Raw genomic sequence first — 15,006 nt, 5'->3', positions numbered from 1 at the left:
CGGTCTCCTTACTTGAGCATCGCCGTGACGGCGGCGGTGGCCGGACTCGGCACTTTGAGTTTTTCCGCGCGGCCCTGGGCTTCGCTGAACTGCGCAGGGCTCAGACCGAGACGGCTGACCAGTTCGGCGGCGCGGTTCCAGTCGTCCTGATACAGCAACAGCGTCACCAGGTTCAGCGCCGCCAACTGATCGCTCTGCTTGAGCTCCATGGCGGTGAGGAATTCGAAGCGTGCGTCTTCAATGCGCAACTGGTTGAGGTAAACCACCCCCAGATCGTTACGGATTTTTTCGTCAGTCGGCGCCAGGCGTGCAGCGCGTTGCAAGTGCGCCTGCGCCTGGCCGTAGTCGGACCTGGCCGCTGCCAATTGGCCCAAGCCATGTTCGGCTTCGGCGGCCAGACATGAACCGAGCAGGCTGCGATACAAAGGCTCGGCCTCGCTGCGACCGAGCAAGCGATACGCCTTGGCCTTGCGCAGACGCACATCCGCGATGTTGTCCGGCAGGCTTTGCAGGTTGGCGAGGCTGGCGTGCAACTTGCCATCGTTGGCCATGTCATCGGCAAGGTTCAGCGATAGCTGTTGATCGGAACTCAACTTGGCGCAACTGGCGTTACTGGTCAGCGCTTGCCACGGGTTTTGCCCGGTGTTGGCACAGCCACCGAGCATCAGCAAACAGACACCTGCAATCATTGCTTTCATCACCACTCCTTCAAGCACCCAACGCCTTCGCCAGGGCAGTGAAGCCCGGGCCGGCCAAGACGATCAATAACGCCGGGAAGAGAAACAGCATCATCACGACGGACATTTTCGCGGACATTTTCGAGATGTATTCCTGCAGGCGCGTCAGGCGCCGGTCATCAAGCAGTTGCTTGAGCGACAGCAGCGATTTCATCGCCCCGCCGCCCTGATACAGCAACTGCTGGAGGATCACGCAGGTGTCGGTGAACTCGTCGACCGCCAGCAACTGCGTGGCTTTATTCAGTTCCTCGCCCAGTTCAAGACCAGAGTCGACCCGCGCCAGCACCAGACGTAATTCCTGGGTCAGCACCGGCAGCAACGCCTGACTTTCGTGGCTCAATACACGCAGTGCCTGCTCCACGGCCATGCCGGATTCGAAGAGGATGCGCAACAGCGGGATGAACGTACTGATCTCGCTGGCCAGTTGTTTTTGCCGGCGAGCGACCGCGATCACCAACAGCCGTTTGGGCAACAGGTAGCCGACGCCGAGGGCGAACAGCGGCGCAATCCACTGTTTTTCCACGGTGGGGAAAAATACCGATTGCAGCAGCACTGCCAGCGCCAGCAACAACAGCGGCGAGCCTATCTGGCAGGCGGCGAACAGCGAGCGCTGACGGGCGCTGCGCCAGCCGAGACGGTTGAGCAGGGTCTGGGTTTCGTTGTCGAGCTTGACGCTGTGCTGGCCGACTTTGCTCTCGCCAAGCACTTGCAGCAGGTTGCCGAAGCGATTCTGCCGCAGCAGGTCGCCCTCCAGTCGCCGGCTGATCTGCTGGCTGCGGCGGCGCTGGTCCAGCAGGCTGAAAAGCAGCAACAGCGCGGCGCCAAGCAGGAGCAGGGCGCTGATCATCAGTGGCGTCGTCATAGGCTGCGCAACATCCGCCAGAGCAACAGACTGCCGATCACCTGCATGCCGAACGCCGTGGCCAGCATCCGCTGTCCGGAAGGGTCGTGCCACATGGCGACCAGGTAAATCGGATTGGCCATCAAGAAATACCCGGCCATGGTGATCGGCAGCAGGCCCAGCACCCACGCGGTGAGGCGGGTTTCGCCGGTCATCGCGCGCAACTGACGCGCGGCCTGATCGCGCTCGCGGATCATCTTGATCAGGTTTTCCAGCAGCTCGCTGGCGTTGCCGCCGTAACGATGATTGACCTTGAGGCCGAGGGCGAACAGGCGAAACTCGTCGCGCTCATAGAGTTCGGCCAGATCCGACACGGCGTCCGGCAGGCTCACGCCCAACTGCACGCTGCGCTGTACACGGCCCATGGCATCCTTGAGCGGATCTTCACTGGCCTCGATGGCACCGAGCACCGCATCGGCGAGGGTACGTCCGGACTTCAGGCTGCGTACGGTGTGGTCGAGCAGTTGCGGCAATTGTTCGATCATTCGCCGCAGCCGACGTTGATACCGCCAACTGACATACCCGCGCAGGGTAAGCGGCGGCAATACGAACAACACCAGCAAGCCAATCAGTCCCGCCACGGCGAAGCCGATGAGCATCGCGAAGGCCCACAGCAGCAACCAGAGGCCGATACGCTCGGTCGGACGACCCAGACCTGCGCGTAAAAATGCGCGCTCCAACCCCGCCCAACGCGGCGCTTGCACCGTTATTTGCGGTTGCCCCTGATTCAACCGATCGAGCACCCGCTCGGTCCCGCCCTGACGCCAGCCGCTGTAGAACAGCCGCAACGACAACCCCAGCAAGGTCAGGCAAATCACGATCAGCAACAGCGGTTTGAGCATGCTGTGGGCCCTCAGTGCGCGAGCATCGGTTCGCGGCGCAACTTGTCGCCTGCCGGGTTGACCGCCTCGCGCATGAAGCCGAAGCCTGTGCGGCGGTCGAGACGGAACAGGGTATTGGTGACGTAGACGTCTTCGCGCACGCCAACCACTTCCACCACCTCGCTGACGCAGCGACGGCCGTCCGGCATGCGCGTCAGTTGAATCACCACATCCAGCGCGGCGCAAATCATCTGGCGCAGGGTGCGTTCGGCGATGGTGCGCCCGGTCAGGCCGACCAGGGTCTCCAGACGCAGCAAGGCGTCCTGGGCATTGTTGGCGTGCACGGTGCTCATCGAGCCGTCGTGACCGGTGTTCATCGCCGTCAGCACATCGACCACTTCAACGCCGCGAATCTCGCCAAGGATGATCCGGTCGGGACGCATGCGCAGGGCGTTGCGGATCAGGTCGCTGGCTTTCACCTCGCCATGGCCTTCGGCGTTTGGCGGCCGGGTTTCGAGGCGCACAACGTGAGGATGACCAAGCTGCAGTTCGGCAACGTCTTCGATGGTCACCAGACGTTCATTAGGATTGATCAACTGGCTGAGGATGTTCAGCAAGGTGGTTTTGCCGGTGCCGGTGCCGCCGCTGATGAGGATGTTGCAGCGCTTGCCCACCGCCTCCTGGATGAAGTCGAAGATCGCCTGATCGATGGTTTGCATTGCCATCAAGTCAGTGCTCTTGAGCATGTCCTTGCGAAATTTGCGGATCGACAGGCACGGGCCGTCGAGAGCAATCGGCGGGATGATGGCGTTGACCCGACTGCCATCGGGCAGGCGTGCATCGACCATCGGCGACGACTCATCGAGACGCCGACCCAGTGGCCCGAGAATGCGCTGCATCACTCGTTCAACGTGGTGCGCATCAATAAAGCGCAGGTCGCTCAGGTGCAGCACGCCGTCGCGTTCGATGAACACCCGGTGCGGGCCGTTGACCAGAATCTCGGTCACCGCGCTGTCGCGCAGCAGCACTTCCAGCGGGCCGAAACCGGTCAGCTCATCGACGATTTCTTCGGCCAGGCGCTCCATCTCATAACGGGAAATCGCCAAGTGCAGACGCGCGATGTATTCGGCGACCTTGTCGATGACGAATTGCGAAAGCACCTGCCGCGAGCCTTCCAGCAGGTTTTTCCCTGACTCTTCGATGGCATCGATGATGTAACGGTGCAGCACCAGTTTCAGGCCATCGTGATCGGTGTTGCCGGACGCGGGGCGCTGCGACCCGCCGAACAATTGCTCGCCGTTCATGAGGTGCCTCGCAAGCGGTCGAACCAGCTGGCTTTGGGTTTGGCCAGGCCTTCGGAGCGTTTCGCCAGGCGTTCGCCGAGGGTACGCAGGCTCTGGCTGATGGCCTCACGCGGGGCGAGTTCGAACAGGCTGACGCCCTGGTTTTTTGCGTTTAGACGAATCTCCGGGCTGTAGGCGAGCACCGCGATCACCTCCAGGCCGAAGGTCTTGCCGAGGGTGTCGGAATCCGGCGCGACGTTGCGCAGGTAGCGATCCACCAGCAGCCGGCCATGGTCGAGTTTCATGCCTTTTTCGCGCCACAGATTGAGCACCGCGAGGTTGCGCCGACAGTCGAGAACGTTCTGGTCGGTGTACCAGATCAGCTTGTCGCAATGGCTGACGAAGGTGCGCAGCGCTTCGCTGTCGGGCTGGCCGGTGAGGTTGACCACGATGTGCTGGAAGTGCTGGCGCAAGGCGCTGAGCAACATGTACAACTCGGCGGCGCTGGTGCGCTCCAGCGGCTCGTCGCCGTTGGCGTAGGCAAGAATGCGCAGGCCCGCTTCGGCGCTGGTGAAGGCGCTGTCGATCAGGGTCGTATCGAGCCGCCGCAAGTGACGCAGCGCATCGCCGAAATGGAACGAACTCTCGAGCCCGAGCAAGGCCAGACTGTCGCCGCGCGGCAGGCCCAGATCGAGCAGCAGGGTTTGCTGGCCGCTCTTCTGCACCACCAGCGCCATGTGGTTGGCGAGCAGTGCGCCGTCGGCGTTGCTTTGTACGCCGTAGAGCACCGTCAAACCACCGAGCTGAGTGCTCGGCGTCACCGCCGGCAGACGTTTGCTCAGGCGTCGTACCAGCCCGGCAACTTCGCTGGAGCGTGAACCATAGGCGACAAAATCCCGCGCGCCGGCGCGCATTGCGTTGAGCACCAACTGATTGTCCATGCCGTCACCGAGGGCGACGATGGCGAGCATCGGCTTGGCTTCCAGCACCCCTTCGATCAGGGCGCTTTGCGCCACCAGATGATCACGATCAAGCCCCACGAACACCAGGCTGGCGAAGGTCACATCGACCAGCGCCAGCAACTCGTCAAGGCTGCCGCCACCGGCGCTGACCACCTGACCAAGTGGCGCCAGCGCACCTTGCAGCCATTCAAGGTCGGTGTCGTTGCGGGTGATGGCGAGGAAGGTCTGACTCAGGTTCTGGCTCATTGCGATAATCCGCTGCGTTTATCGAAGTTGCCGTTTTCGAGGAAGTACAGGCGATACCAGTTCGGGTCGTAGTTGCGCAGTTTCTCCCCCGGCAGCGAAGGCAGCGGCGCATTGGCAGCCAGTGGCTGCACCAGGTGCGGGGTGACGATCATCAGCAACTCGCGCTCTTCGCGATTGATCGACGAGTTGCGGAAAAATGCGCCCAGGACCGGGATGTCGCCAAGGCCGGGAAACTTGTTCACTTCAGAAGCGTTGCGCGTACTGATCAACCCGCTGATCACAAAGCTTTCACCGTCGGCCAGAGAGATGCTGGTGTCGGTGCGGCGGATGGTGAACGCCGGCACTTTGGTGCCGCCGATGGTCACGCCATTGTTGTAGTCCAGCTCGCTGACTTCAGGGGCGACTTTGAGCGCGATGCGGTTGTTGCTGACCACGGTTGGGGTCAGCGTTAAACGGATGCCGAACTCCTTGTATTCGATGGAGTAACTGTTGCTGTTGGCGCTCGGCACCGGGATCGGAATCTCACCGCCAGCAAGGAAGCTCGCACTCTGTCCGCTCAGCGCTACCAGGCTTGGCCGCGCCAGGGTGTAGGCAAAACCGCTGCCCTCCAGCGCATTGACGACGCCGAGAAATTTGCTGCTGCCGCCGCCCCATACAATGTTGAACGCGTCGTTGACCAACGGAATGCTCGGTGCAATGACCGGCACCGTACCCGGCCTGACTACGGTGCCTGGCACCGTGCCCGGGCCGCCGAACAGGAAGTTATTGGAGCCCTTGCCGTAGATCGAGGTGCCGGCTTCTTTCAGTTTGGTGCGACTGACTTCAACAAAGCGGATGTCGGTCTGTACTTGCGACGGCAGGTTCAAGTCGGCGCTTGCCGGTAACGCAACAGCGGTCATCGCCGCACTGGCCTTGCCCTGCACAAACACCATGCTCTGGAGCGGCGCGCTGGCGCAGGCACTCCAGATCATCAACGTGGTGGCGCCGGGCGCAACGCCGGTGAGCAACACGCCTTGATCACCGGTCACGCGCACATCGGCGATTTTCGGGTCACCCACCGCCACCCGAGTGATGGGCACGGGTGATTGCAGCGCCTGTTGCAGGCCTTCGCCGACTTCCAGTGTCGCCGGCAACGGACCCAGCGCGGCGCAGTTGCTGGCGGCGGCGACTGCACTTGCGATCGAGGCGACGCTTAACAACGAAGCTTGAAACAAGCCATTGAACAGGGGCGTAAAGCGTTTGCGCATGTAAAGGCGTCCTTGCTCGGGTCAGGGAGTGGGTTGAGCGGCTTCGGCACCGCGGATGACTTCCACGGCGGGTTTGCGCGCAACCGGTTGGCCGGCCACAGCGACGGGCCTGGGCGGGGGTGTCAGGGACAATTGGCTGAACTCGAGCAAATCCCGGCGCGGTGTATCGAGCCGCGTCGCCACATCGTTTTCGCCGGCCCAGTATTTCGCCAGTTGCTGCTCATCGGCACTGCGCACCGCCAGGCGCAGCACACCGGCGCCCGACGCCAGCATCAAACGGCTGAGCAACGGTTCCGGCACCGCAAGCACCACGCTGCGCGCCGCCATGCGTTGTTGTTCCTGTCTCAGGCGCTCTTCCTCGGTGCGCGCGGGGCTGGCGGGTTGACCCTCGTTGGTCAGGCCCATCTGACTGCCGACGACCAGCACGCGCACCGCTGGCACCACCAGTTGCGCCGAGGCCTGCGAGTTGCTTTCGTCCTTGCGCAGAAACAGCAGCACGTCGACGTAATCGCCGGGCGCCAATTGCCCACCGGCGTTAATCACTTCATCCACCGCCACGGCCAATGCGCGCTCACCTGGGCGAATCATGCGTGCCAGTTGGCTGCCCGCTTCGAAGCTTTCTTCACTCAACCAACTACCGGCGCTCAACGGGCGCCAAGGCGTGCGGCCGATCACCTGGTCGACAGCGCCAAGGCTGCCGGCGGGAGCGGTGCGCAGTTTTTCCACCGCGACATCGGCCGCGGTGATTTTCACGAACGGTGCGATATCGCGCAGCAGGACAACAACGGGTTGGCGGGTCGGGTCTTCAACCGGTATCGCAGGCGCCGCGTTCGGTGACACGACAGCGACAGCAGCGGGCGCTGCGGCCGGTTCGACGACCGGTTGACGGCTTAAAGTCAGCCCCCAGTATCCGGCGATGATGGCACCTACCAGAAGTAATCCGGCCAGACCCAAAGTGACGCGACTGTTCATGACGGCTCTCCCTTTCCTGCTGCGTTGTGTCTTTTGCAATGACCCGTGACTTCCATCGAGACAAATTCGCAATCAGGCAGCTATGAACAAGTAACTATTTCGCTATTTGACGGTAGCGCAGCGCGAACAAAACGCCATTAAACCCACTCAAATATCCGCGAAAATCAGAGGGCTCACGGGCCAAACGTCGTTTTGTGCCGTTAAACGGCGCACCACTACTAAAGCGTTAATCCGTTCTTACAGTTGTTGGAGCAGGAAATGCCGACAATGCTGATGCTGGCACAGGGAAATCATGTTGCGAACGCGCAACACCTGGTGCGCTCAAGGAGAATCCTTATGTCGTATTCGCGCGTTGTTGCAAAAATCAAATCCGAGTTCGCGTTCTTCAAAGGCCTGGCCAAAGACACCGAGGGTGCTTCGGCCATCGAATATGCGTTGGTGGTCGGCTTGGTGGCGCTGGTGATTGCTGCGTTCGGTAACGGCATCGGCACTCAGGTAACCGCGATCCTTACCGCCATCCAGACTGCATTGACCCCAACCCCTTGATCGAACCGATAACTTGTCAATGCAGCCATTGGGTTCTAACGTCAGCACTCAGTCCATTGCAGGTGTTGCCTATGAACTCTCCACACACTCCACGCCAGCAGTTGCTCCTCGTCGACGATGAAGAGGACGCACTGCTGGAGCTTGCGGAGTTGCTGGAGGGCGAAGGCTTCACCTGTCACACCGCAACCTCGGTGAAACTCGCCCTGCACCATCTCACCCGCCATCCCGATATCGCCCTGGTGATCACTGATCTGCGCATGCCGGAAGAAAGCGGCATGTCGCTGATCAAGCGCCTGCGTGAACACACCTCGCGCCAGCATTTGCCGGTGATCGTCACGTCCGGGCATGCGGACATGGAGGATGTCAGCGACATGCTGCGTCTGCAGGTGCTGGATCTGTTCCGCAAACCGATTTATCACGTGCGCCTGCTGGAAACCCTCGACAACCTGTTCCCCAAGTCGAAGGCCTTTATCGGTTGAATCACGGCGATTGAGATAAGTGACCCCGCGCAAGGGCGGGGTCGACAATGGTCAGTGCGCGGTCACGCGTTGACGCCCCGAGTTGCTCGGTGACAACGCCAAAGCCAATTGGGTGCGGTTGTGCATATGCGTCAGGCGCAGCACCTGCGAGACATAGAGTTTTACCGTGTTCTCGGTAATCCCCAACTCACACGCGATCTGGTAGTTGGTCTTGCCCTTGCCTACCAACCGTGCGACATCGAGCTGACGTGGCGACAGCTGATTGAAAATCGCCGGAATCTCCAGCCCTTCGACATCAGCCGATCCTTCGTCACTCACCGTGGCAGGACCGCGGCGGACTTTGTCGAGGTCCTGGTAAAGGTCGTCAATCGACTCGGACAGGTATTGCAGCTTCTGATTCAAGTGGCCCAATTGAAGGGTTTTCTGCCGCTCTTGCAGTGCCACTTCCTGGCGTTGCAGACCTTCGAGCAACTCGTCCAGATCAATCGGTTTCTGGTAGTAGTCGGCAATCCCGGCGCGCAACGCCTTGATCACGTCCTGCTTGTCGGCGCGCCCCGTGAGCATGATGGCTTCGAAAGCACGGTGCTTGCCCGACAACCGTTGCAGTTCCTGCACCAGTTCAATGCCGTCCATGTCCGGCATGTGCAGGTCACACAACACCAGGCCGATAGCAGGGTCTTCGATGAATTGCTCGATCGCCTGCTTGCTCGATTCGCAAGGCACGCAACGATAGCCGCTGCTCTCGAGGAATTCGCAGAGTTCTTCGACAATCAGCGGCTGATCGTCGACTACCAGAACCTTTATTGCAGACTTAAGCTTGTTCACTTGCCACTCCATGCCCAGGCCAAAGGCTGACCGTTCCTGTACTTACAGCGCAATGCTGTACAGCGTTACTTTGAAAGTAGACGCACTTTCTGACTATGTACATAGCAGTAGTGGCAAGGGGTGACTAGTGGAACCAGAGCAGAGTGAGGATTGTTCCAGACAGCACGAACGGAGCAAATGGCAGCTTTTTTGACATCTTCGGAGCCATATATCGAAGATGTTCTCTAAGTCCTTGACTCATATGCAGCCAGAGTTTTGGCACCAGCAGTATCCACAGGGCGCTGGTCAGCGCTGCACCGATAAATGCGCCGAGCAAGTGCGCACCATCCGTCGCAAGCGCCAAGGCTGTCATTAATTTCACATCGCCCGCGCCCAAACGTTTCAAAATATAACCGGGAATAGTAAGTGCCAGCGCCAGCAATACCGCCCAGCCACCTTGCACCGCTTCGGCACCGATCCAGGTGTGGCCAGTCAACAGCAAGTACGCCGCAGCGAGGCTGCCGACACCTAGCGTGAGGGCGTTGCCAATGTGCCGTTGCCGGGCATCCTGCGCCGCGCATAGCGACAGCCAGATCAGTAGGACAAAGCTGTGCATGCGGTAAAAAACGTCCGTTTTGGCCGAATGATTCTATGCTGATATTACGTAGTGAATGTCAGGGTAGACGCAGTCATGAAATCCGGCCTCCCCCGCAAGCAAAAAGGCGCAGTCGCCATCGAGTTCGCCTTGGTCTTCATTATCTTTTTTGCTGTGTTTTATGGCCTGGTCAGCTACAGCTTGCCGCTGTTGCTGATGCAGTCGTTCAACGAATCGACGGCCGAGGCTGTGCGGCGCAGCGTGGCGCTTGATCCGGCCACCGACAATTACCCCACCGTCGTCACCACCACCGCCAGAACCGAACTGGCCCGGCAACTGGCCTGGCTACCCGGCGCCTTGAACTTCAACGCCACATCGGACAGCACCATCACTTATGCCGGTGGCGTACTGACCGTAACCATCCACTATCCCACCAGCAAATTGAATCAGGCGCTGCCGTTTCTGGTGCTGCCGGGGGTCGGTGCAGTGCCGCGCCTGCCAGCGACATTGAGCGCCTCGTCGAGCCTGCAATTTTGAATACGGGTGACAAGCTGTTCGCCCGCCTGCTCAATCGACAACCCGGTCCGTCTCAGCCTCTGAACAGTCCTGTGGTGCCAGGCGTTGGCTTGCAGCTGTATCTGGATGACGACGGCCACGTCGAGCATTTGAGCGGACCACTGCGCCATTTGCTGGTGCAACAAAGACCCGGCAGCCATACCGCGCCGCTGCTCGAATATTTATTGCCGCACAGCAGCCTCGCGCTGGAAGGTCGACCGGCCGACTGGCAAGGCCAACTGCTCGACCTGGATTTTTTCAGCCTCGCTGGCCCGCCATTGCATTTGCGCGGCTGGGTGCAGGCGCAAGGTGACGGCTGGCTTCTGCAATTGCTGGACATCGGTGATCTGCTCGGCGAACGGCGGCAGGCGCGCAGTCGTGAGCAATGTCAGTGGCTGGCCACACAGGTTCGCGATCAACTGCGCCTGGGCAGCCTCGCCCGCCTTCCGCATGAGCTGAGCGAACAGCTGCAACGCCTGGGTCAGCACTTGCACATTCCCAGCCTGGCGGTGGCCCTGCTCGATGAGCAGGGTCAGGGCTGGCAGATTCATCAGTACTACGCGGCGCCGAATGCACCGCAGGTGTGGCGTGATCAGCAGCGCCTGGGCACTGGTCTCGACAGCCTGAACGGCGCCCTGCCGCAACGTTTGCTGGCGAGCGAGCAGCCGCGACTGAGTGCGCTGCTCGGCCCGAACGAAGGTTTTGCCGTGCCCTACCGCGACGCTCAAGGCGTGGCGGCATGGTTGCTGTGCGCGGGCTATAACGCGGCGCAACAGGCGCCCGACCTGAACGATCACGACTGGCTGTTGTTGGCCGCCGCCGTGGCCGCGCCGTTGCTGGAGCGGCTGCGCGAGCATCGTCATCATCAACAGCTGGAACGACTGGAAATCCTCCAGGCATTGCTCGGCACCGGTTGGTGGGAAGTCAGCAGCGCCAGCGCCGAAGTGCAACTGGCGCCGACACTGGCTGAGCACCTCGGCTTGCAGGCCGAGCGCATCCCGATCGAGAACTGGTTCAGCCACGTGCATCCCGCCGACCGCGATGAACTGCGCAGTCATCTGCAAGCCCTGCAGGATGACGGCACCCCGCTGGAATTGTGCGTACGCCTGCAAACGAGTGATCAATCGTTGCCGCTGTGGTATCGCCTGCAAGGCCGGTCGCTGGGCATCGGTGCCGAGCGCCGACTGGTAGGGTTCATGCTCGACATCAGCGACATCAAGAATCAACAGCAGCAAGCCGCCGCCGCCCATGCGCGGCTGGACAATCTGATCGCCAGCGCACCCGCGGTGATTTACGTGCAGCGCTACGTCGAAGGCGCGCTGCAACCGACATTTTTCAGCGCCAGCCTGCAACCCTTGCTCGGGTGGAATCTCGCCGATTGTGCCGATGGTCGACTGGTGGAGCACGTCCACCCCGAAGACCGTCCGCGCTATTTCGAACGCACTCGCCAGTTGCTGCGTGAAGGCTCGGTAAGCGCTCGATATCGGGTGCTCGACCGTCAGGGTCAGGCGCACTGGTTGCTCGATGAAGCCAAACTGCTGCGCGACGATCTCGGCCTGCCCGTCGAAGCGGTGGGCCTGTGGCTGGACGTCACCGAAGCGACCCTCGCCGCCGAGCAGGTCAAGGCCAGCGAGGAGCGCTACCGGATTCTGGTCGAAGATTCGCCGGCGATGATATGCCGCTACCGCCCGGACCTGACACTGACCTTCGGCAACCGGCCGTTGGCGACTTATCTGGAGTGCGCCCCGGAGCAGTTGCCCGGGGTGAATCTGGGCAACTGGATGTCTGACGAACAACGCGAAGCCTTTGTTCAGCGCCTGGCGCAACTGACCCCGGAACTGCCCGTGAGTACCGCCGAAATCAATCTGCGCCTGCCCGGTCGCGAGCATGCGTGGTGGGTCTGGTCGGATCGTGGCGTGTTCGATGAGCTCGGGCGCTTGCTCGAAGTGCAAGCAGTGGGCCGCGACAATACCGAAGTGCGCCGCTCGCAGCAGCAACTGACGCAGAGCGCAAAAATGGCCACCCTCGGCGAAATGGCCACCGGCCTGGCGCACGAGATCAATCAGCCGCTGAACGTGATGCGCATGGCCATCGTCAATGTGCTCAAGCGTTTGAGCAACGGCGATGTGCAGATCGACTATCTGACCGACAAGCTCAATCGCATTGACGCCCAGGTGCAACGGGCGGCGCGAGTTGTCGATCACATGCGTGTGTTCGGTCGCCGCTCGGAAATCGAACAACACCCCTTCAACCCCCTCGATGCCATCGAAGGCACGCTGGCGCTATTGTCCGAAGGCCTGCGCGGCAAAGGCGTCGAGTTGCGAATCAAAGAGGCTGGCTTTGAGGTTCAGGTGCGCGGTTACGTCGATCAGCTTGAGCAAGTGCTGATCAACCTGATGGTCAACGCCCGCGACGCCCTGCTCGGCAAGCGTGAGACCCATCGCGACTTTCAGCCATGGATCGCCGTGCACGCCGAGTGCGACGAACACGTGGTACGGCTGTGGGTCGAGGACAACGGCGGCGGCATTGATCCGCGTCTGCTGGAGCGAATCTTCGAGCCGTTTTTTACCACCAAACCCGTCGGCGTCGGCACCGGCCTGGGCTTGTCGGTGAGTTACGGCATCATCGAAAATATGGGCGGCCGCCTGAGCGTGCGCAATGGCGATGAGGGTGCGCGGTTCTGTATCGAGCTACCAATTGGACCCGACGATCAGATCACCAGATAGGCTCTGCCAGTCTGCCCGCAAGTCATGTTGGCGCCCACGTCGACGTCCATCAGGTTGATGCCCAGACTTTTTAGCAGGTTGTTGAGCAGAGGATCGAGCAGCGGCGAGATCAGCCCGGTCACCACTGGCAGCAGACGGTTGGTGACATCGCTGATCAAGGACGCCACGCCCGTCACGATAGCGCCCAGCGGGTTGCTGCCCACCGGCCTGTAGACGATCAGGTTGATGCCCGCCAGGCTATTGGCCAGGCTTGCAACGATATCGTTAGTCGGTACCACCGGCTGAATACTTGGCGGCAGTTTGAGGTTGGCCGGGGTGGCGAACGGCGTGGCGCTGGAAAACAGCAAGTCTTGCGAATTTTGCGCAACGCTGGTGTCGAGTTTGATCCCGATTCCACCCGCGCGGTATGGCACATGGGTGGCCGGATTGCACGAGCCAATACCCAGAATCTTGTGGCACGTGACAGTGCCAAGATCGATCAGCGGCAGCGGCATGACCGTCGGCTCGGCGAGCGACGAGAAAGCGTTGGCCGGGTCGATCTGGCCGACCTTGAGATCGGCGATAGAGGTAATGGTGTGGGCGGTCAGGCTTTTCGTGCCCGTGCTGCCGGTCGGGCAACTGTAATCAGTGACATAACTCTTCGCGCCGCCGGCATCGAGGGCAATATCGATTCGCGGGGATGGCAGCAATTTCGGATCAAGCTGTTCGCAACCAGCGCCCAGCAAACAGAACACGGAGTTGAGCGTATCCACCAGATTCAGGCTCAACAGTGCATTCAACGTCGGGGTCAATGTGCCCACTAATCCCAGCACCGCGTTGGCCAACCCGGTTACCCCCGTAAGAACCGGCAGATTGACTGACAACATCGTACGAATCTGCGCCGTGCGCACAAAAATCCGGTCCGGCCCCAGCGGGTTGGCCTTGGCTCGGGCCGGGTCGCCAATCGCCGAAAACTGCGGTGGTTCGATCACTTTCACCCGCACCGTAACGTTCGCCAACCCCGGCAGATTGATCGGCAACGTCGCCGCTACCGCGCTTTTGCTGTTGGCCAGTTGCACCACGCCCTGTATCAGTTGCAGCAGTTGCAGATTGGCATCCAGCCCGGCCGACGTGGTACCGGTCTGCAATTGCAGAATCTCGCCGAGCTTGACCGGCGCCGCATTGATCGCGGCCACTTGCAGCGCGCCGAGCGCGGTGATCACTTCGGCGGTCGCCCCGTTGAGTTGCACCACGGTCGCAGCGGCTTGAATCAGTTGCGTGACCGAGGCTTGAGTGTTGAGCAATTGGGTGTAGTTGCCGGCCGCGACATTGAGATTGATCGCCAGTTGATCAAGGTATTTGAGCAGGTTGATATCAGTTTTCAACAGTCCATCCCAGCCCAGCGCGGTGAGGTTGACGTTGCCACCGAGCAGTCCCGAAAACAGCGGGTTGAGAATATTCGACTGAGCGGTATCGATGCTCGCCAGATTACTGCGGATGTTCAGTTGGGCGACGGTCGGCTGCGGTTTTGCGGCGACGGCGGAAGCATTCAAGGTGGTGTTCTGGCTGACCGATGCCCCCGAGAACAACGCGCGTATGCCACGGGCGAAACTGGTGGTCACCGTGCGACTGGCCGCGACCCGGACCGCGGCCGTCTGAGCCGCATCAGCGGTGAATGTGCGCATCCCGTTGGCGTCGGTCAGCAAAGTGCCACAACTGGTCGACAGGGTATTGGCGGTATCGACGATGTATCCATTGCGCACGGCGCTTTGCCCGGCATAAGTGGCTGCCGTCAGGCCAGGCAGGCAATTGCCACCGCGACTGACCGCCTCCAGGGCGGCGTTATCCACCACGCGCTGCAGTTTGCGCTGCTCCATGTACAAGCGGCCGGTATCGACCACCAGCAACATCATCAACACCGCAACGCCGAGGGTCATTGCCGCCGTCAAACCAATCGCCCCGCGCTGTGGGGCCGGGCTGTTGAATTGTGAACGAGGTAACATCGCGCACTCCTTTGCCGGCGCACCGCCGAGCGCAACCTCCATAGGTGGATTTGAGTGTAGACGGGGCTGGACCAGACTGCTGGCATCGCGCCATAAACTAACGGCACCGCAAAAAAATGGGAGCTCAGTGGCCCCCATACTTGGCAGGTT

14 protein-coding genes are annotated in these 15,006 nt (G+C 61.0%); 4 read left to right on the top strand and 10 right to left on the bottom strand.

Annotated features, from left to right (window positions below; genetic code table 11):
* Nucleotides 1–8: 8 nt before the first annotated feature.
* Genes H8B20_RS19310 through cpaB form a run of 7 tightly spaced genes read right to left on the bottom strand, consistent with a single transcriptional unit; the run spans nucleotide 9 to nucleotide 7,169 of the window.
* On the bottom strand, nucleotides 9–698 hold the full coding sequence (locus H8B20_RS19310; protein WP_042557501.1) for a tetratricopeptide repeat protein: 690 nt from the start codon (nucleotides 696–698) through the stop codon (nucleotides 9–11).
* Between the two features lie 10 nt (nucleotides 699–708).
* Nucleotides 709–1,599 carry a type II secretion system F family protein gene (locus H8B20_RS19305; protein ID WP_210624217.1) on the bottom strand — a complete coding sequence of 297 codons (891 nt, stop codon included), beginning with the start codon at nucleotides 1,597–1,599 and terminating at the stop codon, nucleotides 709–711.
* On the bottom strand, nucleotides 1,596–2,480 hold the full coding sequence (locus H8B20_RS19300) for a type II secretion system F family protein (protein ID WP_210624216.1): 885 nt from the start codon (nucleotides 2,478–2,480) through the stop codon (nucleotides 1,596–1,598). The genes H8B20_RS19305 and H8B20_RS19300 overlap by 4 nt, the downstream gene beginning before the upstream one ends.
* 11 nt (nucleotides 2,481–2,491) lie before the next feature.
* Entirely contained in the window at nucleotides 2,492–3,763 is a 1,272-nt protein-coding gene (locus tag H8B20_RS19295) for a TadA family conjugal transfer-associated ATPase (protein WP_042557498.1), read from the bottom strand.
* Nucleotides 3,760–4,950, bottom strand: a complete 1,191-nt coding sequence (locus H8B20_RS19290) for a CpaE/TadZ family protein (RefSeq protein WP_210624215.1) — start codon at nucleotides 4,948–4,950, stop codon at nucleotides 3,760–3,762. The genes H8B20_RS19295 and H8B20_RS19290 overlap by 4 nt, the downstream gene beginning before the upstream one ends.
* Nucleotides 4,947–6,197, bottom strand: a complete 1,251-nt coding sequence (locus H8B20_RS19285) for a type II and III secretion system protein family protein (protein ID WP_210624214.1) — start codon at nucleotides 6,195–6,197, stop codon at nucleotides 4,947–4,949. The genes H8B20_RS19290 and H8B20_RS19285 overlap by 4 nt, the downstream gene beginning before the upstream one ends.
* A gap of 21 nt (nucleotides 6,198–6,218) precedes the next feature.
* Nucleotides 6,219–7,169 carry a Flp pilus assembly protein CpaB gene (cpaB, locus tag H8B20_RS19280; RefSeq protein ID WP_210624213.1) on the bottom strand — a complete coding sequence of 317 codons (951 nt, stop codon included), beginning with the start codon at nucleotides 7,167–7,169 and terminating at the stop codon, nucleotides 6,219–6,221.
* Between the two features lie 336 nt (nucleotides 7,170–7,505).
* Between cpaB and H8B20_RS19275 the strand changes: the two genes are divergently transcribed.
* Both H8B20_RS19275 and H8B20_RS19270 read left to right on the top strand, forming a co-directional pair.
* Nucleotides 7,506–7,715 carry a Flp family type IVb pilin gene (locus H8B20_RS19275; protein ID WP_210624212.1) on the top strand — a complete coding sequence of 70 codons (210 nt, stop codon included), beginning with the start codon at nucleotides 7,506–7,508 and terminating at the stop codon, nucleotides 7,713–7,715.
* Nucleotides 7,716–7,786: 71 nt separating this feature from the next.
* Nucleotides 7,787–8,194, top strand: a complete 408-nt coding sequence (locus tag H8B20_RS19270) for a response regulator (protein ID WP_210624211.1) — start codon at nucleotides 7,787–7,789, stop codon at nucleotides 8,192–8,194.
* Between the two features lie 51 nt (nucleotides 8,195–8,245).
* Here H8B20_RS19270 and H8B20_RS19265 read toward each other — a convergent pair whose 3' ends face one another.
* A complete protein-coding gene (locus H8B20_RS19265) occupies nucleotides 8,246–9,019 on the bottom strand; it encodes a response regulator transcription factor (protein WP_342345713.1) in 774 nt (257 codons plus the stop codon).
* Between the two features lie 124 nt (nucleotides 9,020–9,143).
* Nucleotides 9,144–9,614: a prepilin peptidase gene (locus tag H8B20_RS19260; RefSeq protein WP_210624209.1), complete on the bottom strand. Its 471-nt coding sequence runs from the start codon at nucleotides 9,612–9,614 to the stop codon at nucleotides 9,144–9,146.
* 75 nt (nucleotides 9,615–9,689) lie between these two features.
* Here H8B20_RS19260 and H8B20_RS19255 point away from each other — a divergent pair, with 75 nt between their 5' ends.
* Together H8B20_RS19255 and H8B20_RS19250 are read left to right on the top strand one after the other, a co-directional pair.
* Nucleotides 9,690–10,130: a TadE/TadG family type IV pilus assembly protein gene (locus H8B20_RS19255; RefSeq protein WP_210624208.1), complete on the top strand. Its 441-nt coding sequence runs from the start codon at nucleotides 9,690–9,692 to the stop codon at nucleotides 10,128–10,130.
* Nucleotides 10,127–12,874, top strand: a complete 2,748-nt coding sequence (locus H8B20_RS19250) for a PAS domain-containing sensor histidine kinase (RefSeq protein WP_210624207.1) — start codon at nucleotides 10,127–10,129, stop codon at nucleotides 12,872–12,874. Before H8B20_RS19255 ends, H8B20_RS19250 begins: the two co-directional genes overlap by 4 nt.
* On the opposite strand, the gene H8B20_RS19245 is transcribed toward H8B20_RS19250, so the two are convergent.
* Nucleotides 12,859–14,856, bottom strand: coding sequence for a pilus assembly protein TadG-related protein (locus H8B20_RS19245; RefSeq protein WP_210624206.1), 1,998 nt, complete (start codon nucleotides 14,854–14,856; stop codon nucleotides 12,859–12,861). The two genes, H8B20_RS19250 and H8B20_RS19245, sit on opposite strands and share 16 nt — an antisense overlap.
* Between the last annotated feature and the right edge of the window lie 150 nt (nucleotides 14,857–15,006).

Source organism: Pseudomonas sp. P42, from assembly GCF_017973755.1.
GTDB classification, from domain to species: domain Bacteria; phylum Pseudomonadota; class Gammaproteobacteria; order Pseudomonadales; family Pseudomonadaceae; genus Aquipseudomonas; species Aquipseudomonas iridis.
The sequence above is the reverse complement of the archived record's forward strand: the minus strand, read 5'-3'. Positions and strand labels throughout refer to the sequence as shown.